Source organism: Pseudomonas sp. NPDC012596 (assembly GCF_042902325.1).
Taxonomy (GTDB): domain Bacteria; phylum Pseudomonadota; class Gammaproteobacteria; order Pseudomonadales; family Pseudomonadaceae; genus Aquipseudomonas.
This window is the reverse complement of record NZ_JBIBEB010000004.1, coordinates 246,029-266,222: the sequence shown is the minus strand read 5'-3', so window position 1 is coordinate 266,222 and position 20,194 is coordinate 246,029. Positions and strand designations below refer to the sequence as shown.

The 20,194-nt window shown below is 62.9% G+C and carries 19 protein-coding genes; 7 read left to right on the top strand and 12 right to left on the bottom strand.

Features of this window, described 5'->3' with window-relative positions; all coding sequences use genetic code 11:
• Positions 1-18 precede the first annotated feature (18 nt).
• The 7 genes from xerD to ffh form a co-directional block, all read right to left on the bottom strand.
• Positions 19-915, bottom strand: a complete 897-nt coding sequence (xerD, locus tag ACFY68_RS07555; protein ID WP_387525160.1) for a site-specific tyrosine recombinase XerD — start codon at positions 913-915, stop codon at positions 19-21.
• Positions 916-1,074: 159 nt separating this feature from the next.
• Entirely contained in the window at positions 1,075-1,482 is a 408-nt protein-coding gene (locus ACFY68_RS07550; RefSeq protein ID WP_387525157.1) for an acyl-CoA thioesterase, read from the bottom strand.
• A 94-nt stretch (positions 1,483-1,576) separates the two neighbouring features.
• Positions 1,577-1,927: a 50S ribosomal protein L19 gene (gene rplS / locus ACFY68_RS07545; protein WP_003252148.1), complete on the bottom strand. Its 351-nt coding sequence runs from the start codon at positions 1,925-1,927 to the stop codon at positions 1,577-1,579.
• Positions 1,928-1,970: 43 nt separating this feature from the next.
• Complete coding sequence (gene trmD, locus ACFY68_RS07540; protein WP_346611859.1) at positions 1,971-2,723, bottom strand: tRNA (guanosine(37)-N1)-methyltransferase TrmD; 753 nt, start codon at positions 2,721-2,723, stop codon at positions 1,971-1,973.
• Positions 2,724-2,726: 3 nt separating this feature from the next.
• Positions 2,727-3,263, bottom strand: coding sequence for a ribosome maturation factor RimM (gene rimM, locus ACFY68_RS07535; RefSeq protein WP_119145159.1), 537 nt, complete (start codon positions 3,261-3,263; stop codon positions 2,727-2,729).
• Between the two features lie 5 nt (positions 3,264-3,268).
• Positions 3,269-3,520: a 30S ribosomal protein S16 gene (rpsP, locus tag ACFY68_RS07530; protein ID WP_016501232.1), complete on the bottom strand. Its 252-nt coding sequence runs from the start codon at positions 3,518-3,520 to the stop codon at positions 3,269-3,271.
• A 236-nt stretch (positions 3,521-3,756) separates the two neighbouring features.
• Complete coding sequence (ffh, locus tag ACFY68_RS07525; protein WP_172286731.1) at positions 3,757-5,133, bottom strand: signal recognition particle protein; 1,377 nt, start codon at positions 5,131-5,133, stop codon at positions 3,757-3,759.
• A 204-nt stretch (positions 5,134-5,337) separates the two neighbouring features.
• On the opposite strand from ffh, the gene ACFY68_RS07520 reads away from it, so the two are divergent.
• The 3 genes from ACFY68_RS07520 to ACFY68_RS07510 all read left to right on the top strand — a co-directional run bounded on the left by ACFY68_RS07520 (position 5,338) and on the right by ACFY68_RS07510 (position 8,934).
• The gene (locus ACFY68_RS07520; protein ID WP_387525145.1) at positions 5,338-6,147 is read left to right on the top strand and encodes an inner membrane protein YpjD; all 810 of its coding nucleotides are present in this window, start codon (positions 5,338-5,340) and stop codon (positions 6,145-6,147) included.
• A 9-nt stretch (positions 6,148-6,156) separates the two neighbouring features.
• Positions 6,157-7,362, top strand: a complete 1,206-nt coding sequence (locus ACFY68_RS07515) for a transporter associated domain-containing protein (protein ID WP_387525142.1) — start codon at positions 6,157-6,159, stop codon at positions 7,360-7,362.
• 273 nt (positions 7,363-7,635) lie between these two features.
• Entirely contained in the window at positions 7,636-8,934 is a 1,299-nt protein-coding gene (locus ACFY68_RS07510; RefSeq protein ID WP_387525139.1) for an MFS transporter, read from the top strand.
• Between the two features lie 324 nt (positions 8,935-9,258).
• Here the strand turns inward: ACFY68_RS07510 and purT are convergent, their stop codons facing one another.
• From purT to ACFY68_RS07485, 5 genes are all read right to left on the bottom strand, one after another.
• Positions 9,259-10,440 carry a formate-dependent phosphoribosylglycinamide formyltransferase gene (gene purT, locus ACFY68_RS07505; RefSeq protein WP_387525137.1) on the bottom strand — a complete coding sequence of 394 codons (1,182 nt, stop codon included), beginning with the start codon at positions 10,438-10,440 and terminating at the stop codon, positions 9,259-9,261.
• 76 nt (positions 10,441-10,516) lie between these two features.
• Positions 10,517-10,984, bottom strand: a complete 468-nt coding sequence (locus tag ACFY68_RS07500) for a preQ0 transporter (protein WP_387525134.1) — start codon at positions 10,982-10,984, stop codon at positions 10,517-10,519.
• Positions 10,985-11,177: 193 nt separating this feature from the next.
• Positions 11,178-11,384: a DUF1289 domain-containing protein gene (locus ACFY68_RS07495; RefSeq protein WP_387525132.1), complete on the bottom strand. Its 207-nt coding sequence runs from the start codon at positions 11,382-11,384 to the stop codon at positions 11,178-11,180.
• Entirely contained in the window at positions 11,377-11,901 is a 525-nt protein-coding gene (locus ACFY68_RS07490) for a gamma carbonic anhydrase family protein (RefSeq protein WP_387525129.1), read from the bottom strand. The genes ACFY68_RS07495 and ACFY68_RS07490 overlap by 8 nt, the downstream gene beginning before the upstream one ends.
• A 42-nt stretch (positions 11,902-11,943) precedes the next feature.
• Complete coding sequence (locus tag ACFY68_RS07485) at positions 11,944-12,543, bottom strand: CoA pyrophosphatase (RefSeq protein ID WP_346611867.1); 600 nt, start codon at positions 12,541-12,543, stop codon at positions 11,944-11,946.
• 126 nt (positions 12,544-12,669) lie between these two features.
• Between ACFY68_RS07485 and ACFY68_RS07480 the strand changes: the two genes are divergently transcribed.
• The 4 genes from ACFY68_RS07480 to ACFY68_RS07465 all read left to right on the top strand — a co-directional run bounded on the left by ACFY68_RS07480 (position 12,670) and on the right by ACFY68_RS07465 (position 20,188).
• Positions 12,670-13,221: an NUDIX hydrolase gene (locus tag ACFY68_RS07480; RefSeq protein WP_387525126.1), complete on the top strand. Its 552-nt coding sequence runs from the start codon at positions 12,670-12,672 to the stop codon at positions 13,219-13,221.
• Positions 13,222-13,239: 18 nt separating this feature from the next.
• On the top strand, positions 13,240-13,794 hold the full coding sequence (locus ACFY68_RS07475) for a L,D-transpeptidase family protein (protein ID WP_346611869.1): 555 nt from the start codon (positions 13,240-13,242) through the stop codon (positions 13,792-13,794).
• Between the two features lie 160 nt (positions 13,795-13,954).
• Positions 13,955-15,634 carry a ShlB/FhaC/HecB family hemolysin secretion/activation protein gene (locus ACFY68_RS07470; RefSeq protein WP_387525122.1) on the top strand — a complete coding sequence of 560 codons (1,680 nt, stop codon included), beginning with the start codon at positions 13,955-13,957 and terminating at the stop codon, positions 15,632-15,634.
• 27 nt (positions 15,635-15,661) lie between these two features.
• A complete protein-coding gene (locus tag ACFY68_RS07465) occupies positions 15,662-20,188 on the top strand; it encodes a hemagglutinin repeat-containing protein (RefSeq protein ID WP_387525120.1) in 4,527 nt (1,508 codons plus the stop codon).
• The last annotated feature ends 6 nt before the right edge of the window (positions 20,189-20,194 follow it).

The window sequence follows — 20,194 nt, the reverse complement described above, 5'->3', positions numbered from 1 at the left end:
GCGGAACATGAAAATCATTCATCCACGCGGATGGTGCTGGGCGTGCAGCTGCTGCAGGCGGGCCTTGGCCACATGGGTGTAGATCTGCGTGGTCGAGAGGTCGCTATGGCCCAGCAGCATCTGCACCACGCGCAGGTCGGCGCCGTGGTTGAGCAGGTGGGTAGCAAATGCATGTCGCAAGGTGTGTGGCGACAGCGACTTGTCGATGCCGGCAACCTGCGCCTGATGCTTGATGCGGTGCCAGAAGGTCTGGCGTGTCATCTGCTCACCGCGCAGGCTGGGGAACAGCACATCGCTCGGGCGACCGTTGAGCAACTCGGCGCGACCACCGCGCAAGTAGCGCTCGAGCCACACTACCGCCTCCTCGCCCATCGGCACCAGGCGCTCCTTGCTGCCCTTGCCCATCACCCGCAACACGCCCTGGCGCAGGTTGACCTGGTCCAGCGTCAAGCTGACCAGTTCGGTGACGCGCAGGCCGCATGCGTACAGGACTTCAAGCATGGCGCGGTCGCGCTGGCCGATGGCTTCACCCAGGTCCGGCGCCTGCAGCAGGGCTTCAACATCGGCTTCCGACAAGGACTTGGGCAAAGGCCTACCCAGCAGGGGCATCTCGACCTGCAAGGTCGGGTCCACAGCGATCAGCTTTTCGCGCAGCAAATACCGGAAGAACCCCCTCAAACCTGAAAGAAAGCGCGCGGTGGAGCGCGGCTTGTAACCTTGATCGAGGCGCCAGGCCAGGTGATCGAGGATCAGCTCGCGGCCCGCGTCGGGCAGCGCCACGCCGTGCTCCTGCAACCAGCCGTTGAACAGGGCAAGGTCGCTTCGGTACGAGACGCGGGTGTTGTCGGACAGGCCTTTTTCAAGCCACAGGGCGTCGAGAAACTGGTCGATCAGGGGGTGGTCTAGGGCGGGCATTCGGGGCTGCTGGGTGTTGGACGTTGGCTAAGTGTTTCACAGCAGCTGACAGGTTGTCGTGATCAATCGGAGCCTGATCGGCTGGCACCGCCCCTGTGGGAGCGGCCCATCGCGACACAAGGCCGCTCCCACAGAGACCGCGTCAGCCCATGAAGAGGCTCAGGCATGAGGCAAAACGGGCACCGGGCGCTTGTCCTCGTCGATGGCGACAAAGCTGAACACCCCGTGGATCGCGCGCTCGCGACCGTCCAGGTACATGTTCTCGACGAACACATCCACCTGCACCTGCAGGCTGGTGTTGCCGACCTTGATCACCGTGCCGACCAGTTCGACGATCGAGCCCGCCGGGATCGGGTGCTTGAAGTCGATGCGGTCAGTGGACACCGTTACCAGCGGCAGCCGGCAAAAACGCGTGGCGGCGATGAACGACACTTCGTCCATCCAGGCCAGCGCGGTGCCGCCGAACAGGGTGTTGTGGTGGTTGGTGGTGTTAGGGAACACCGCTTTGGTCACGCGGGTCACCGACAGCTCGGTGCGGCGCTGGATTTCCTGGTCTCGGCTGGTCATGTCTGTCACTTTTCCTGGGTTTCAAAACGCAAAAAAGCAGCCCGAAGGCTGCTTTTTTCTCGCTAGGCGGCCTGGGCCACCGGGCAAACTGTACTCAGGACAGTTTTTCCTTGATGCGAGCGGCTTTGCCGGACAGGTCGCGCAGGTAGTACAGCTTGGCTTTACGCACGTCACCACGACGTTTCACGGCCAGGCTGTCGATTTGCGGGCTGTAGGTCTGGAAGGTACGCTCAACACCAACGCCGCTCGAGATCTTGCGCACGGTGAAGGCGCTGTTCAGACCACGGTTACGCTTGGCGATAACAACGCCTTCGAACGCCTGCAGACGGGAACGCTCGCCTTCCTTCACTTTAACCTGAACGACAACGGTGTCGCCTGGTGCGAAGGTCGGGATTTCCTTGCTCATCTGCTCTGCTTCGAGCTGCTGGATGATTTTGTTAGTCATGCTGTGCTCCTAAGGTGGACAAACGTGATCCACCATCGATACGTTAACTATCGTTCCGCTCGCGGAGGTATTCCTCGAGCAGCTTCTTCTCTTCTCCAGAAAGTGAGCGACTTTCCAGAAGATCGGCGCGTCGTTCGAAGGTCCTACCAAGGGACTGCTTCATCCGCCATCGCCGGATATGTGCATGGTTGCCACTTAGCAACACGTCGGGTACACGCTGATCCGCATACACCTCAGGTCGGGTGTAGTGCGGGCAATCCAGCAGGCCATCGGTGAAGGAATCTTCCTCCGCCGACCCCACATGCCCTAAAGCTCCGGGCAGCAGCCGCGTAACCGCATCGATCAGTACCATGGCCGGTAGCTCACCACCGGAAAGCACATAGTCGCCAATCGACCACTCTTCATCGACATGAGCATCAATAAAACGCTCGTCAATGCCTTCATAACGGCCGGCGATCAGGATCAACGATTCCTGTTCGGCCAAGCCTTTGACCGCTTGCTGATCCAGCTTGCGGCCTTGTGGCGAAAGGTAGATCACCTTTGCCGCTGCTCCGGTCGCTTGCCTGGCACTGGCCAGCGCATCTTCCAGAGGCTTGATCTTCATCACCATCCCCGGACCACCGCCAAAAGGCCGATCATCCACCGTGTGGTGGCGATCAGTGGTGTAGTCCCGCGGATTCCAGCAAGTGACTTGCAACAAGCCCTGCTTCACCGCGCGGCTGGTAATGCCGTACTCCGTAATGGCCGAGAACATCTCGGGGAACAACGTGATGACTTCTACGCGAAGGTTACCCATCAGTTAGAAATCCGCGTCCCATTCGACCCGCATCACACCGGCTTCAAGGTCGACTGTCAGCACACATTGCGCCGTATAGGGCAACAAGCGCTCACGGTCATCCAGGCTACCTGCGCAAGGCTTGACCACCATTACATCGTTCGCGCCGGTCTCCAACAGGTGATCAACCGTGCCGAACAGCTGTTCGTCCTGGTTGATGACTTTCAGACCGACCAACTGGTACCAGTAGTACTCGTCGTCCGTCAGGTTGGGCAAAAGGCTGCGCGAGATGCAAATCTCGTAACCGCTCAGAAGACGCGCTTCGTCACGATCGTCGAGCCCTTTGAGCTTGGCGACCAGCTCCTTTTTATTGGAACGGCCACTGACCAGCTCAACCTGCTTGACCGACCCTTCGCGCCGAAGCGTCCAGTTACGGTAATCCAACAGGTTTTCAATCGGATCGGTAAAGGAATACACCTTCACCTCGCCGCGAACGCCGTGAACCGAAAAAATCTTGCCAACGACGATGAGGTCGTCAGCCTTTTCTGGCGTCGCGTTCATACAGTTCAGGCAGCAGCCTTGGCAGCTTCCTTCAGCAGCTGAGCAACACGCTCAGACGGCTGTGCGCCGATGCTCAGCCAGTGAGCAACGCGATCTTGTTTAACGGACAGACGAACTTCCTGACCACGAGCGATCGGGTTGAAGAAGCCAACCTGTTCGATGTGGGAGCCGTCACGCGGGTTACGCGAGTCGGTTACGGTCAGTTGGTAGAACGGGCGCTTTTTGGAGCCGCCACGGGCAAGACGAATGGTAAGCATTGAACATCGTTCCTGTAGTCGGTGCTGCAAATCATGATGCACAGCGGGCACACGGGTGCCCGAAAGGCCGCACATTCTCAAGGAATATCCGGACATTTGCAAATGCCTTTTTACTTCAAATAAAAAGGCCAGCCTGCTGATCTGCTATTAAGCCGCCTGTTAATGCAGGCGGCAGTGTTCCCGCCGAAGCGGGTTCCGGCCAGCGGCGGGGTTGCCGCCACTGGCCTGAATCGGTTTTACAGCTTGGGCATGCCGCCGCCAGGCATCATGCCGCCCAGGCCGCGCATCATCTTGGCCATGCCACCTTTGGCAGAGAATTTCTTCATCATCTTCTGCATCTGCTTGTGCTGCTTGATCAGCCGGCCGATGTCCTGAACCTGGGTACCAGAGCCAAGGGCGATACGGCGCTTGCGTGAACCGCTGATCAGGTCAGGGTCGCGACGCTCGGCCGGGGTCATCGAGTTGATGATCGCTTCCATCTGCTTGAACTGCTTCTCGGCCGCGCCCTGGGCATTGCCCATCTGCGACAGGTTGACCCCACCGATGCTCGGCAGCTTGTCCATCAGGCCGCCCAGGCCACCCATGTTCTTCATCTGTTGCAGCTGGTCGCGGAAGTCTTCGAGGTCGAAGCCTTTACCCTTCTTGAGCTTTTTCGCCAGCTTGTCGGCCTTGGCCTTGTCGATGGTCTGCTCGGCCTGCTCGATCAGGCTGAGCACGTCACCCATGCCGAGGATGCGCGAGGCAACACGGTCGGGGTGGAATGGCTCGAGGGCCTCGGTCTTCTCCCCCATACCGATGAACTTGATCGGTTTGCCGGTGATGGCACGTACCGACAGCGCGGCACCGCCACGGGCATCACCGTCGACCTTGGTCAGCACCACACCGGTCAGCGGCAGGGCTTCACCAAAGGCCTTGGCGGTGTTGGCGGCATCCTGGCCGGTCATGGCGTCGACCACGAACAGGGTTTCGATCGGCTTGACCGCAGCATGCAGCGCCTTGATCTCGTCCATCATGTCGGCGTCGATGTGCAGACGGCCGGCGGTGTCGACGATGACCACGTCGATGAACTTGAGCTTGGCTTCGCGGATCGCCGCTTCGGCAATGGCCACGGGTTTCTGGCTGATGTCGGACGGGAAGAAGGTCACGCCGATGTCGTTGGCCAGGGTTTCCAGCTGCTTGATCGCTGCTGGGCGGTAGACGTCGGCCGACACCACCATCACGCTTTTCTTCTTGCGCTCTTTAAGGAAGCGCGCCAGCTTGCCGGCGGTGGTGGTCTTGCCCGCGCCCTGCAGGCCGGCCATCAGCACCACGGCGGGCGGGGCGGCATTGAGCGCGAGGTCTTCGTTGGCCGCGCCCATCAGGCTTTCCAGCTCGGCCTGAACGATCTTCACGAACGCCTGACCCGGGGTCAGGCTGCGCGACACCTCGGTGCCGACCGCACGCTCTTTGACACTGTTGACGAAATCCTTGACCACCGGCAGGGCAACGTCGGCCTCGAGCAGGGCCATGCGCACTTCGCGCAACGTGTCCTTGATGTTGTCTTCGGTCAGCTTGGCCTTGCCGGTGACATGGCGCAGCGTCTGTGACAGGCGGTCGGTCAGGTTTTCGAACATGGTGATCCTTTCAGGCCCAGTAAAAGCCGAGGTTTGTCAGGCGCCCAGGTGAAAATGCACACGCGCTGGGCACAGCAAGCCGGCGATTATAGCGAAGAGCGGCCGCTGCGCACACCTCGGCTTCCCAGCGGCAATGTGCAGTCTTCCTTGCACAGCGCGATCTATGCCAAACTCCGTGTCTTTAAGGCTCGCCCACCAGGACTTATGTTCTCCTCACCCAGCCTCATCCCCAACCTGATCGCCGCCGGCCTTTATATAGCAGCGACCGTTTATCAGGGCTCGCGCCTGGCCCGATCGAGCAAAGCCGACAAGCGGCTGCTCGGCCTGCTTGGCGCCCTGGCCGTGGTCGCCCAGGGCGGCGCGCTGTTCTTTCAGCTGATTACCCCGCTGGGCTTGAGCCTCGACTTTTTCAGCGCCGCCAGCCTGATTGCCGTGGCGGTCATTACCCTGACCCTGCTCGCGTGCTTGCGCATACCGGTAGAAAACCTGCTGGTGCTACTGTTCCCGCTCGGCGCGGTAACCGCCCTGCTGGCGCAGTTCGCCCCGCCAGGCACGGTACCGCTGATCAATGAGCAACCGGGGATTCTCGCGCATATCCTGCTGTCGATCCTGGCCTACGGCCTGTTCACCATCGCGGTGTTCCAGTCGCTGCTGCTGCTGCTGCAGGACCGTCAGTTGAAGAACAAACACCCGTCCGGCCTGATCCGCAATTTCCCGCCACTGCAAACCATGGAAAGCCTGCTGTTCGGCTTCCTCTGGGCCGGCTGGTGCCTGTTGTCGCTGTCGCTGATCTCCGGTTGGCTGTTCCTCGACAACCTGTTCGCCCAGCACTTGGTGCACAAAACCTTGCTGGCCTGTGTAGCCTGGGTGGTCTTCAGCGTACTGCTGTGGGGCCGCACCCGCCTGGGCTGGCGTGGCCACAAGGCAATTCGCTGGACGCTGGCCGGTTTCTGCCTGCTGATGCTGGCCTATTTCGGCAGCAAGCTGGTTCGCGAATTCATCTTGCATATCTGACGGTCGCCCATGGACACCCTGCCGTACGCTCCGCTACTCGGCACTCTGGCACTGGCGCTGCTGTGGTCGGCGCTGTTTTCCGCAGTGGATGCCGCCCGCCTGCAGCTCAATGGCTCGCTACGCAATGGCGAAGACCCTCAGCCGCCACTGCCTAGCCAGGCTCTGGTGCTGTGCGCCAGCCTGGGCAAGCTGCTGGTGCTGGGGCTGGCCTGCCTGATCGGCCAGCGCTACAGCGGCGAGCATGGCTTCTGGCTGGCCGGCCTGGCGGCCACCCTGGCCTTGCTGGTGTTTGCCGAATACCTGCCAAGGCGCCTGGCCCGGCGCAACCCTTTGGCCTTCATCAGCCTGGGCGCCAGCCTGTTGAAGCTGCCCCTCGCTCTCCTGCAGCCGGTGGCCTGCCTGCTCGATGGCATCGCCAAGCTGATCCTGCGGCCATTTCGCGCGCAGCCCACAGCGGTGGCCCTGCACCCCCAGGCTGATGATGATTTCACCGAAGATGAAGACCACGACATGCCGCGCCACGGCCTGCTCGACGGCCTGCAGTCGCTGGACAAGATCACCGTCAACGACATCCTGGTGCCGCGCAACGAAGTCGATGGCATCAACCTCGACGAGCCGATCGAACGCATCATCGAGCAACTGATTGTCAGCCGCCACACGCGCTTGCCGGTCTACCACAACGACATCAACCAGGTCGAAGCGATCCTCAATACCAAGCTGATCAGCCACCTGCTGCCAAAGGCTGAGCTGACCCTGGAGAAGCTTCACGGCGCCTGCTACGAGCCCTACTTCGTTCCCGAAAGCACGCCCCTGCAACTGCAGCTGCTGAATTTTCACAAACAGCAGCGCCGGCTGGGCGTGGTGGTGGACGAATACGGTGAGGTGCAGGGCATCGTCACGCTGGAAGACATCCTCGAAGAAATAGTCGGTGAGTTCGAGGAAGAACACAGCCTGGACAACCCTCACGTGCACCCGCAACCCGATGGCACGTACGTCATCGAAGGCACCGCCTCGCTGCGTGAGATCAACCGTACCCTGGGCTGGCACCTGCCCTGCGACGGTGGCCCGAAAACCCTCAACGGGCTGGTCACCGAAGCACTGGAAAGCATCCCGGAAAGCGCCGTTTGCCTGAAGATCGGCCGCTATCGCCTGGAAATCCTCGAAACAGAGGACAATTGCGCCAGCAAGGTACTGGTGTGGACCGTGACCCGCTAGCTATACTCGGGTCACGCTTACCCAGCCCCGCCGTCCCGCCTGCTACCCGCACCCGGCGCCCCACGGCCAGTCCGCCCCACTGACACGCCCCGCAGTCCTGCTTCAACACCCCGAACAGTGCCTGCTCCCGCCCCTATCCCCCTTGGGCTATCGTCAGTCGGGCGAGCAAAGAACAATACGCTCCGGCGTCTGCGCAACCGTGCCTGGCCTGTTCAGCGCGCTGCTGTGTGGATCAAGCCATGGAGCACGACAAGACTGTCAGGGACCTACTCAATGACCACCAGCACCTATGCCCAAGCGCCTGCCGCGCCGGTCAACTCGCCTGCACGGGTGGCCACCGCCAGCTTTATCGGCACTGCCATCGAGTTCTACGATTTCTACGTTTACGCCACTGCTGCCGCTCTGGTGATCGGCCCGGTATTCTTCCCGTCCGGGTCGGGTACCGCGCAAATGCTCGCGGCGTTCCTTACCTTCGGTATCGCCTTCCTCGCCCGCCCGCTGGGCTCGGCGTTGTTCGGCCACTTTGGCGACCGCATCGGGCGCAAGTCCACCCTGGTTGCCTCGCTGCTGCTGATGGGCGTGTCCACCACGCTGATCGGCGTGCTGCCGGGCTACGACAGCATTGGCGTGTGGGCACCGATCATTCTCTGCCTGCTGCGCTTTGGCCAAGGCCTGGGCCTGGGCGGTGAATGGGGTGGCGCTGCGTTGCTGGCTACCGAGAACGCACCAGCCGGCAAGCGCGCCTGGTTCGGCATGTTCCCGCAACTTGGCCCTTCGATCGGCTTTCTTGCCGCCAATGGCCTGTTCCTGACCCTGGCCCTGACGCTCAGCGACGAGCAGTTCCGTGAGTGGGGCTGGCGTATTCCGTTTTTGCTCAGCGCTGCGCTGGTGCTGGTGGGCCTGTATGTGCGCCTGAAGCTGGAGGAAAGCCCGGTGTTCGCCAAGGCCGTCGCCCGCCATGAGCGGGTGAAAATGCCGGTAGTCGACCTGTTCAGCAAGTACTGGCTGCCGACCCTGCTGGGCGCCGCAGCGATGGTGGTGTGCTATGCGCTCTTCTACATCTCGACGGTATTCTCGCTGAGCTACGGGGTCACGACCCTGGGCTACACCCGCGAGACGTTCCTCGGCCTGCTGTGCTTCGCCGTGGTCTTCATGGCCCTGGCCACACCGCTGTCAGCCTGGCTCAGCGACCGTTACGGGCGCAAACCGGTGCTGATCGTCGGCGGCCTGCTGGCGGTGGCTTCGGGCTTTACCATGGAGCCGCTGCTGACCTCGGGCTCGACCACGGGCGTGGCGCTGTTCCTGGCCATCGAGCTGTTCCTGATGGGGGTAACCTTCGCCCCGATGGGCGCGTTGCTGCCCGAACTGTTCCCCACCCACGTGCGCTATACCGGCGCGTCTGCGGCCTATAACCTGGGTGGCATCGTGGGGGCTTCGGCGGCGCCGTTCTTTGCTCAAAAGCTGGTGAGCATGGGCGGGTTGAGCTGGGTGGGTGGGTATGTGTCGGTGGCAGCGGTGATCAGCTTGATTGCGGTGCTGTGCCTTAAAGAGACTCGCCATACCGAACTTTGAGTGATCGGGGGCTGCTTTGCAGCCCTTTCGCCGGCAAGCCGGCTCCCACAGGGTACTGCACAACGCTTGAAGCCAGCAGCTGACGCAATTCCTGCACTGCCCCCAAGAAGTTGGACACCAATCCAACCCTTGGGCATCAAGGGTAAGTACACCGAGCGATTAAAGCTCACAGCGATTACAGCCGACAGCCCAGACCTGTGGGAGATTGCCCAGCCCTTCGGGCTGCGCCGTCGCGCAGAGAACAAAGCTCGCGAGCGCGCCGCATACCCTGTGGGAGCCGGCTTGCCGGCGAAAGGGCCGCAAAGCGGCCCCAGCAATCTCAGATCAGAACTCGACCTTGACCGCCTGCGCTGCACGGGTCGCCTTGGCCCGCGCCGCTTCGATCGACTCGTCACGTGCCAGGCACACGCCCATGCGGCGCTGGCCGTTGATTTCAGGCTTGCCGAACAGGCGGATCGCGGTGTCCGGCTCGCTCAAGGCAGCGCCGAGGTTGGCGAAGCTGGTCTGCTGCGACTGGCCTTCAGGCAGGATCACTGCCGAGGCCGACGGGCCGAACTGGCGCACCACTGGAATCGGCAGGCCGAGAATGGCGCGGGCGTGCAGGGCGAACTGCGACAGGTCCTGGGAAATGAGCGTAACCAGGCCAGTGTCGTGTGGGCGCGGCGAGACTTCGCTGAACCACACCTGATCGCCCTTGACGAACAACTCGACGCCGAACAGGCCACGCCCACCCAGCGCATCGGTGACAGCCTTGGCCACGCGCTGCGATTCGGCCAACGCTTTTGCGCTCATGGCCTGAGGCTGCCAGGACTCCTGATAGTCGCCCTTCTCCTGGCGGTGGCCAACGGGCTCCAGGAAAGTGGTGCCGCCGACGTGACGCACGGTCAGCAGGGTGATTTCGTAGTCGAAATCGATAAAGCCTTCGATGATTACCCGGCCCTTGCCAGCACGGCCGCCTTCTTGGGCGTAGTCCCACGACTTCTGCAGGTCGGCATCGCTGCGCAGCAGGCTCTGGCCCTTGCCCGACGAGCTCATCACCGGCTTGACCACACACGGGTAGCCAACGTCGGCCACGGCCTTGGCGTAGTCTTCATAGGTGTCGGCAAAGTGGTACGGCGAGGTCGGCAGGTCCAGCTCTTCGGCGGCCAGGCGGCGGATGCCTTCGCGGTTCATGGTCAGCTGGGTGGCGCGGGCGGTCGGCACCACGGTGAAGCCTTCGTTTTCCAGCTCGACCAGGGTGGCGGTGGCGATGGCTTCGATTTCAGGGACGATGTAATGCGGTTTTTCAGCTTCGATCACCGCACGCAGGGCGACGCCATCGAGCATGTTGACCACGTGGCTGCGGTGCGCAACCTGCATGGCCGGGGCATTGGCGTAGCGGTCCACGGCGATCACTTCGACGCCCAGGCGCTGCAGCTCGATCACCACTTCCTTGCCCAGCTCGCCACAGCCGCAGAGCAGTACACGGGTCGCGGTAGGCGACAATGGGGTTCCGATACGGGTCATTTCAGGTCCTCGAAGGCGTCCGGGGCCGCGCCAGGCTTAGCGCCGCCCGCTGAAAAAGGACCCGTATTCTACACCATCAGCCGGCGACGGCAGCCCGCCGTGCGCGAAATGCCATGGCCAGCCACACCGCGGTCACACCGGCAAACTTCGAGGCCATCGCAGTGCCGATCACGGCCGGCGTCAGCGCGCCGATCATGCCAAAGAAGATGAACGTATCCACCGGGATGCTCAGCGCCGAGCTCAACCACAGGCGGTCACGCAGAGGCCTGCGGGTGATGCTGAAGACCAGCCAGTCGATCAGTTCGGAGATGAAGAACGCGGTGGCGCTGGCCAGGGCGATGGCCGGCTCCGAGGTGACGTAGGACAGCACCAGGGCCAGCAGCATCGCGATCAGGGCGCCATGGCCGTAGCGGGTCTGCACCATGTCGCGCAGGATGAACACCAGCCCGCCCCAGGCGGACCAGATCACGTCCAGGTGCGGGGCACTGGAGAAGGCGAAGTTGATCAGTACAACGCTGCTGATGTAAGCGATGAGAAAGAACATGGGCAATGACCGTCGGGCAAGCCGCACAGATTACTTGATTTTCGAGTCAATGGCAGCCAGCCCAGGCTCCGACGTGTGCTGTGGCCACCGGCCCCATCGCCGGCAAGCCGGCTCCCACAGGTATCGCACAGGGCTTGAAGCCGATGCGTTTGAGGTAAGAGCCGGCTAGCCGGCGACAGGGCCTAGACAGCGATCACTGGCCCATGATCAAACCGGCTGCCACTGCGCGCTCATGGCACAGCTTCAGCACCGCCCGGCGCTCGGTATTGTCCATCCGCCCCCAACGGCCGATTTCGGCCACGGTACGCTGGCACCCGGTGCAGACATCCTGCTCGTCCAGCGCGCAGATGCTCACGCACGGCGAGGCGACCGGGCGTTCGACGGCGATCAGCTCACTCATCGTCCACCACCAGCTCACGGGCATAACGTTGGGCGTTGTGCACATAGTGCGCTGCGCTGGCTTCGAGCAAGCGCTTCTGCTGCTCGGTCAGCTCGCGCACCACCTTGCCGGGCGAGCCCATCACCAGCGAACCGTCGGGTATTTCCTTGCCTTCAGGGATCAGCGCATTGGCGCCGATGATGCAGTGCTTGCCGATCCGCGCACCATTGAGGATGACCGCATTGATGCCGATCAGGCTGTAATCGCCAACCGTGCAGCCATGCAGCATGGCGTTGTGGCCGATGGTCACGCCCTTGCCCAGGGTCAGCGGTGACCCCATGTCGGTGTGCATTACCGTACCGTCCTGGACGTTGCTGTCTTCGCCAATGTCGATCAGCTCGTTGTCGCCGCGCAGCACCGCGCCAAACCACACGCTGGCACGCGCCTGCAGGCGCACTTTGCCGATCAGCATGGCGTTGGGTGCAGCCCAACTGGTGGGATGGCTTTCGACCCGCAGGTCGCCCAGGCGGTATTTCATGTTTGCTCCTCAGGGTGGCAACGGCGGCGGGGTGGGCCCCGCTCAGATTTCGATGTAGCGTTCGGGGGGGTGATGCAGGCTGATCCCTGCGTCGTACAGCAGGTTGACCAGCTCGACGATCATGATCGCCGACAGCCCCCAGATCTTGTACTCGCCATAGCGATAGCTGGGCACATACCAGCTGCGGCCCTGGTAATCGATACGGTGGGTGTGGTCACGCGGGTCCTGGCGGAAGAATTCCAACGGCACGCTGAATACTGCCGCGATCTCCGCATCGTTGGCGCGGTATTCGACGAAATCGGGAATAACCCCGACGAATGGCGTCACTTTCAGGCCATGCAGCGAAATCAGCGGGCTAAGTGGGCCGAGTACTTCGACCAGGCCCGGCGGCAGGCCGATTTCTTCTTCGGCTTCGCGCAGGGCGGTGAATACAAGGTCAGGGTCTTCCGGGTCGCGCCGCCCGCCGGGGAAGGCAACTTCGCCACCGTGGGTCGAAAGGCCCTGGGCACGCAGGGTCAAAACCAGCTCGGGCGCTTCGCTGCGGGTAATGGGCAAAAGAACCGCGGCCTCGGGGAACCGTCGGTCGGTTTCCAGTGAAGCAGGTTGGTGGTTGCTCATTCGGCGAAGTAGCTCGTCCAGCATTGCGCACTCTCGTTTCCAAGGCCTGCCCTGCATGATGCACCAAAGCCGCGAAGCACCCAAGCCCTGTACGCTTGCGGCAGCCCCCCGTGGCGCGCCAAGATAGCCCGATCACAAGGGAAGAAAAGCATGAAATTCTGCAGCGCGTGCGGCCAGCCAGTCATTCAGCGGATCCCCGAGGGCGATACCCGCCTGCGGTATGTCTGCGAGCATTGCCAGACTATCCACTACCAGAACCCTAATATCGTCGCCGGTGTGCTGCCGACCTGGGGCAGCCAGGTGCTGCTGTGCCGGCGTGCGATAGAGCCGCGCCGCGGCTACTGGACCCTGCCTGCGGGGTTCATGGAGAACGGCGAAACCGTCGACCAGGCCGCCCGTCGCGAAACCGTCGAAGAAGCCTGCGCCCGGGTAGGCCCCATGGCCCTGTATCAGCTGTTCGACCTGCCGCACATCAACCAGGTGCATGTGTTCTTCCGCGCCGAACTGGCCGACATGGCCTTCGATGTCGGTGTCGAAAGCCTGGAAGTGCGGTTGTTCGAAGAACACGAGATACCGTGGGACGAGCTGGCTTTCCGCACCGTCACGCGCACACTAGAATGCTATTATCGCGACCGCATCGGGCAGCACTACCCCATAGGCCATGAGTACCTGCCCCCGATGAACGTTTCGCCCACTACTTAAGCTTGCAGGTGCTGCTTCATGCGCTGGTTGTTCGCTCTCCTCTGCCTTTGCGTTACCTCGGTATCCCAGGCGGCCTTCACCGAAACCATCATTCGCAAGCCGCAACCACCGGTGCCGCTACAATCGCAATCGCAGGCGGCCATGCAGCCACTGATCGACAAGGTGCTGGTGATCAAATCCGAGCGCCGCCTGCAACTGATCAGCCGCGGTGAGCCGCTGAAAACCTACCGCATCTCATTGGGCAAACAGCCCAAAGGCGCCAAGGAGCGCGAGGGCGACAAGAAAACCCCCGAGGGCCTGTACTGGCTGGACTGGCGCAAGGAAAGCGACCGTTTCAACCTTTCCATGCACATCACCTACCCCAACATCAGCGATGCCGCCCGTGCCACCCGTGAAGGCGTCAGTGCCGGCAGCATGATCATGATCCACGGCACGCCGCTGAACGACGATTACCCGGAGTGGTATTTCCATACGCTCGACTGGACCGATGGCTGCATTGCCATGCGCAACGCCGACATGCGCGAGGTCTGGGACCTGGTGCGGGACGGCACATTGATCGAGATTCGCCCTTGATAGTCCTACATACCCATTGAGGCTGTAGGAGCCTTCCCACCGCTCTTGCCCACTTGCCCTACCCCCATGTAGGCAGCAGACTGCATCCAACTGACTGGCAAAATTCTTAGCATCCACGCAAACGAGTACGCATGCCGTACGCCATTTGCGGGGTTGTTCAATGCCGTCCGGGTTTCGCTGCATCGCCAGCAGGCTGCTTGCCTGCTTTGTGCCCGCCATGCTGGGCCTGCCACAGGCCCTGGCCGAAGACCCTGCCAGCCAGCAACTGCGTGACCAACAGCAGACATTGCGGCAGTTGGAACAGCAGCTACGGCTGCAGCGCTGGCAGCAAGGCCCGGCGCTGGAGCGCAACGATGACCTGGCGCCGGGCGTCCCCAGCGACAGCCACTGCTGGAACGTCACGGGGGTGGGCCTGGCCGGCAACCAGCGGATCACTGCGCAGGCACTTGAAGCGGCTGTTCTTGCTGCACTCAAGCCCTGCATGGGCATCGACGACATCAACCGCCTGCTCAAGGCCATCACCCAGCGCTATGTGCAAGCCGGTTACCCGACCAGCCGCCCCTACCTGCGCCAGCCACCACAGCATGACGCGCCCCTGGATGTCGTCATCATCGAAGGCTTCGTCGAGTCGGTCGAATTCAGCGCCGACCTGCCGCTATCCCTGCACGGTGCATTCCCCGACCTGCTGGGCCACCCCCTGTACCTGCCAGACCTCGAGCAAGGGCTGGACCAACTCAACCGGCTGCGCGCCTATGAGTTGAATGCCGAGCTGTTGCCAGGCGAGATGCAGGGCGGCACGCGGGTGCTGGTGCAATCTCGCCAGGTGGCTTCACGCTGGCACCTGGACAGCCGCTTCGACAACCGCGGCAGCGCCCTGACCGGGCGGCACAGGTTGAATCTCAGCCTCGGCGTGGACAGCCCGCTCGGCCTTAACGATGACCTGCGCGTATCGCTGGCGACCACAGCCATCGATGCCCCTGGGCGCAGCCAGGGCGTGACGCTGTACTACAGCGTGCCCTACGGGCCATGGACGTTCGCGCTTAATGCCAGCCAGTTGAGCTATGACGCGCCGATCCCGCAATACAGCCAACGCAGCAACGGCAGCAGCAGCTTCCAGGGCATCAGCGCCGAACGGCTGCTGTGGCGCAACCAGCGCGGCATGCTCAGCGCCAGTGCCCGAGTGGATCGCAAGCAACTGGTCAACCGTGCCGGCAAAGCTGTCATAGCCGTACAGAGCCATGGCCTGACCACCGTCGAGGCTGGCCTCAACTTGCTATGGCTGGACGACGGCCTGTGGAGCGCGCACCTGGGCGTCGCCCAAGGCATGGGCTGGTTCGGCGCCGATCAGCCAGCCCAGCGCGCGGATGCGCCGCGCCCCGACTTTCGCAAGTACCGCGCCAGCGTGCTGCATCTGCGCCAGGGGCCGGCGAACTGGCCTTGGCGTTGGCAGAGTGAACTTGCCCTGCAATACAGCAGCGATGTCCTGCCCGCCGTCGAGCAACTGCTGGCCAGCGATGACTCGGCAGTGCGCGGTTTTCGCCAGCGCACCTACGCCGGGGCCAGCGCCGCCGTCTGGCGCAATACCTTCAGCCAGGCACTGCCCATGGCCTGGGCCGCCCCCGTGCAGGTGCGCCCTTATCTGGGGGTGGACCTGGGCGGGGCTCGCGTGGCGCAAGGCAAGCCTGGCCAGCGCCTTGCCGGTGCAGCGGCAGGCGTGGAACTGAGCCTGCCCCATGGCCGCTTTCGCCTGGATTACCAACGCGCCCTCTACACCAACGACTTGCACCGCTCTGGCCTTGAGCCCGGCTTCTGGGTGCTGGAGTGCGCCCTGAACATCTGATTCACCCACAACAAAGAGAACGAGAACATGCAGACACTCTCGCAGATACCGTCTACCCGCCCCGATACCTTGCGCTGGAAGATATTCCTCGCCCTGCTCGGCCCCTCTACCGCGCTGGCTCAGGGCGGCCTGGAAGCAGCCACTGGCCCTGGGGGTACTCCCGTCATCAACAACGGCCACGGCGTGCCGGTAATCGACATCGTCGCCCCCAACCCCAGCGGGCTGTCGCACAACCAGTATCTCGATTACAACGTCGCCGGCGCCGGCGTGGTGTTGAACAACGCCGTGCAAGCCGGCCAGTCGCAACTGGCCGGCGCGCTTGCTGCCAATCCGCAGTTCCAGGGCCAGGCAGCCTCGACCATTCTCAACGAGGTGGTCAGCCGCAACGCATCGTTGATCGAAGGCCCGCAAGAGATCTTCGGCCGCCCCGCCGACTACATCCTGGCCAACCCCAACGGCATCACCCTCAACGGTGGCAGCTTCATCAATACCACCCGCGCAGGGTTCCTGGTGGGCACGCCGGAGCTGCAGGAGGAACAATTGAAAAACCTCAACACCTTGAACGCCAGCGGCACTTTGCAAGTGCTCCACGGGGGCCAGAGCAATGCCGAAGGTGCGCTCGAACTGATCGCGCCGAAAATCGACAGCAAAGGTTTGCTGCTGGCCGGGCAAGACCTCAACGTCACCGTTGGCCGTAACCGCATCGGCTACAGCGACGGGCAGGTTATCGAGCATCTGCCCGGTACACCTTCAAGCATCGACGCCAACCTGTTCGGCGCCATGCGTGCGGGGCGTATCCGTGTGGTCAGCACCGCCGAGGGTGCCGGGGTGCGGGTGGGGCCGGTGCAGGTCAAAGCCGGTCAAGGCATCACCGTTCAGTCGGCCGGTGCGCTACAGGTCAGTGGCAGCGCCGACCAAGCGGGCGAGTTGCTCAGCGAGCACGGCACAATGCTGCTGACAGCCGCCGATGACCTGACGCTGACGGCCGTCGACGGTCGCGCCGAACGCATCGAAATCAAGGCGGGCAAGAAGCTCACTCTGGATGCCGATAGCCGCGAAAAAATCGCGCACGAACGCGAGGACTGGAAGAAGAAGTTCCTGTTCGTCACCCGCGAGACCTACAGCCGGGAGCGCACCACTGCCGACAGACATCTGCGCGGTACACAACTGAAAAGCGCTGACAGCACCCTGTTGCAGTCCGGTGCGGACATGCGCCTGGTAGCGGCCGACGTGAATGCCGGTGGCGACCTGACCGTCGACAGCGGCGCCAACCTGGACATCGTCGCAGGCATCGACAGCAAACGTACCAGTGAAGCAGTCCGCCACCGCAAAGACCTGTGGCGCGGCGACTCGGATACCACGCAGTACAACGAAACGGCCAAAGGCAGCAACCTCAATGCCGGGCGCATGACGATCAAGGCCAACGACACGCTCACCGTCAATGGCAGCAAGCTGCACAGCACAGGCGACATGGACATCAACGCCGCTCACATTGAAATAGGCACAACGGCGCTGAAGGGCCAAGGCTCCAGGCGCAACTACCGGGGCGACCTGGTCTCCGGCACGTTCTTCGCAGACCGCAAAGGTAACGACACTCAGGGCCAAAGCCTTGCAGGCAGCAGCGTTACGGCAGATGGCCTACTCAACATGACCGCCGACCAGGTCAGCATCAAAGGCAGTACCGTTCACGGCACGCAAGACGCGGTGCTCTACAGCGAAAAAGGCGCGCTGGCGATCGAGGCGGACTACGGCAGCACCACCACCACCGAGCGGGACAGCAACAGCAAGCTGTTTGGCCTGATCGGCAGCCAACATGAGCGCACGGACCGCACCCAGCAGGTGCTGGTCAGCGACGTGAGCTCGTCCAGCAACCTGCGCCTTGCCAGCGCCGAAGAAATGCGCATCCGCGGTTCCAAAGTCGAGGCTGGTGCGCATCTGCAAGTCGAGGCCAAGGGCGACCTGATCATCGACAGCAAGCAATCGGTCAGTGACAGCGAAACACGTAGCCAACAGCGTAATTTCACGGCCAGCGCCAAGCAGACCCAGGCAGCCGAGGACGGCAAACCCGAGTCGCGGCAATACGCCGCTGGCGTGGCGTACGACGTTGTCACCACCACGGGTAAAGAGCACAAGGTTACCCAGCAGGCCAGTGAACTGAAGGGCGCCACCGTTGGCCTGGACAGTGGTGCCCACCTGCAGGTCAACGGGTCCAAGGTCCAGGCCACCGCAGGCGATTTGAACCTCCAGGCCAGGCAGGTGACCCTGGGCGCGACCCGCAACGAAAACGAATCATCCAGCAGCACTGCCCGCAGCGGCGGCGGCCTGACCGTCACGGGTGGCATCGATCGGCTGGGCAGCCTGTTCGAAGGCCATCACAACGTCGAGGCGGTCACCGAGCGCGACAGCAAGGCGCAACGCAGCGAGCTACAGGCCAGCGGGGGTTTGAACATCAGCGCCGACGAACTGGTCACCGAAGCCGCCCGTGTGAAGGCTGGCAATACCCTCAAGGTCACCGCCAAACATATTGAAAATCGTGCCGTGATGGACACCCACGAACGTGTGGAGCAGCGCAATGACTGGTCGGGTAGCATCGGTGCCAGCCTGGAGTATCGCGACCTGACCCGGCCGATCGAACGCTTGGTGCTGGGCGAGGAAGCCGCACGCTTCCAGCAAGCCTCCCCTGAAGATGCGATGACGGCGCCCAGCGTTGGCGGTGACATGACCATCGACCACCTCAAGCGCCTGGAAAACCAGCGCCGCGGCGTTGCCCAGGTAAGCGAGCTGGCCGGGGCCGCGGTGGAGGTAAAGGCCGATACCATCGATGACCACGGCACTGCCTGGCGCGCCAATGCCGGTGAGCTGAAGATCGAGGCCGAGCAACATCACGTGCGCGCCGCCGAGAACACCGAGGACGCTACGCTGCAGCGCCTTGCCTACGGTGGCGACTTGCGCGTGGACACCAGCACCGGCCAGGACTTGAACGTCCGCGCTTCCGGCAAGGGCGGCTCGCTGGACACGCAGAAAACCGCCAGCACCGCCGTGCCGGGCAGCCTGTATGGGCAACAGGGCATTCAGGTGCAGCTGGGAAGCGATGGCCGCTACGAGGGCACACACATCGATGGTGGTGACGGCGACGTGGTCGTCCAGAGCGCCGGCACGCTGTCGATGACCCAGGCCAGCGACCATGCTCAGCAGGTATCGCGCCAACTCGACGGCAACGCCTGGGCCAAGGTTGGCAACCGGCCTGGCAGCACCGGCTTCGACGGCCGTGGCTACCTCGACCATCGTCAGCAACAGGCCATGCAGACCACGGCGCACGTGGCACAGATCGATACCAAGGGTGGCGTGCGCCTGCTCAGCGAGGGTGATCTGCTGCTCGAAGGCACCCGCATTGGCAGCCGCGAGGCGAAGGTCGGCGATACATTCCTGGAAAGTGGCGGTGGGCTGCAGGTCAACGCGGCCGACAATACCCAGCAAGCGAATGGCGCAAGCCTCGGTGGCGGCATGGAGCTGGCGGTCAAGACTGGCAGCACCCAGGGCGGGGCCATTGGTGGCCACTTCAACTACGGCAAGCAGAACGAAGACGCCCGCCAGGCAGTCGACGCTCACATCGAGAGCACCGGCAAACTGACCCTCGGCAGCCGTGCCCGCGAAGAAATCGCCGTGCACCTGGCAGGCCTGCAGGCTTCGGCACAGCAAATCGACATTCAGGCCGCCAACGGCGGCGTGCTGGTCGAGGGGTCGTCCAACCTCGAGCGCCGCGACAACCTGGACATCACCGCAGGTGCCGGTTTCAACCTGTCCAAAGGCGCGACCGACACCCGCGGGCTGCATGGCCGTGCGCAGGTCGACCTGGACAAGCGCGACAACCACACCTCGAACGCCGGCAACCTGCGCGCCGAAAACATCGACCTGCAAAGCCGCGGTGACACGCGCATCGAAGGCGTCAGCCTGGAGGCTGGCCGTATCAGCGGCGCAATCGATGGCGACCTGCACATTGCCAGCCGCATGGACAAGGTGGACACCCTCACCGTCAAGGGTGATGCACGCCTGAGCCAGGAGAAAAACCCGCAGGGCTACGCCAACGCGGCCAGCTCCGTTACCACCCCGCTGGGCAGCAAGGTAAGCGACAAGGCCAGCTCGGCCGCAAGCAAGGTAGACCCCGGCTTCTCGCCAACCTTCAGCCTGGATGTATCGCATGAGCAGCGCAACAGCGTGGCCCAGCAGGCGGTACTCAAGGGCAGCGAAGGAATTGACCTGACTGTCGGTGGTGATGCTCACCTGGTGGCTGCGAAGTTGCAGTCGGCGAAGGGTGACGTCGCCCTTAAGGCCAACGCGGTAAACCAAGCCTCACTAAGTGGCAATGACTACCGCCGGGATGTGTCGATCGACGCCTCCAATTCGCCGGTAGACTTGGGCACCGCGATAGCCCAGGTGGCCAAAAACAAAGGTGCGGCGGCTGGGGAAAATGCACTGGACCTGGGGTTGCTGCGTACCAGCGGGCATAGCCGCAGTGAGCAGTGGGCTTCGCGTATACAGGGCAAGGCGGACTGAAACGAC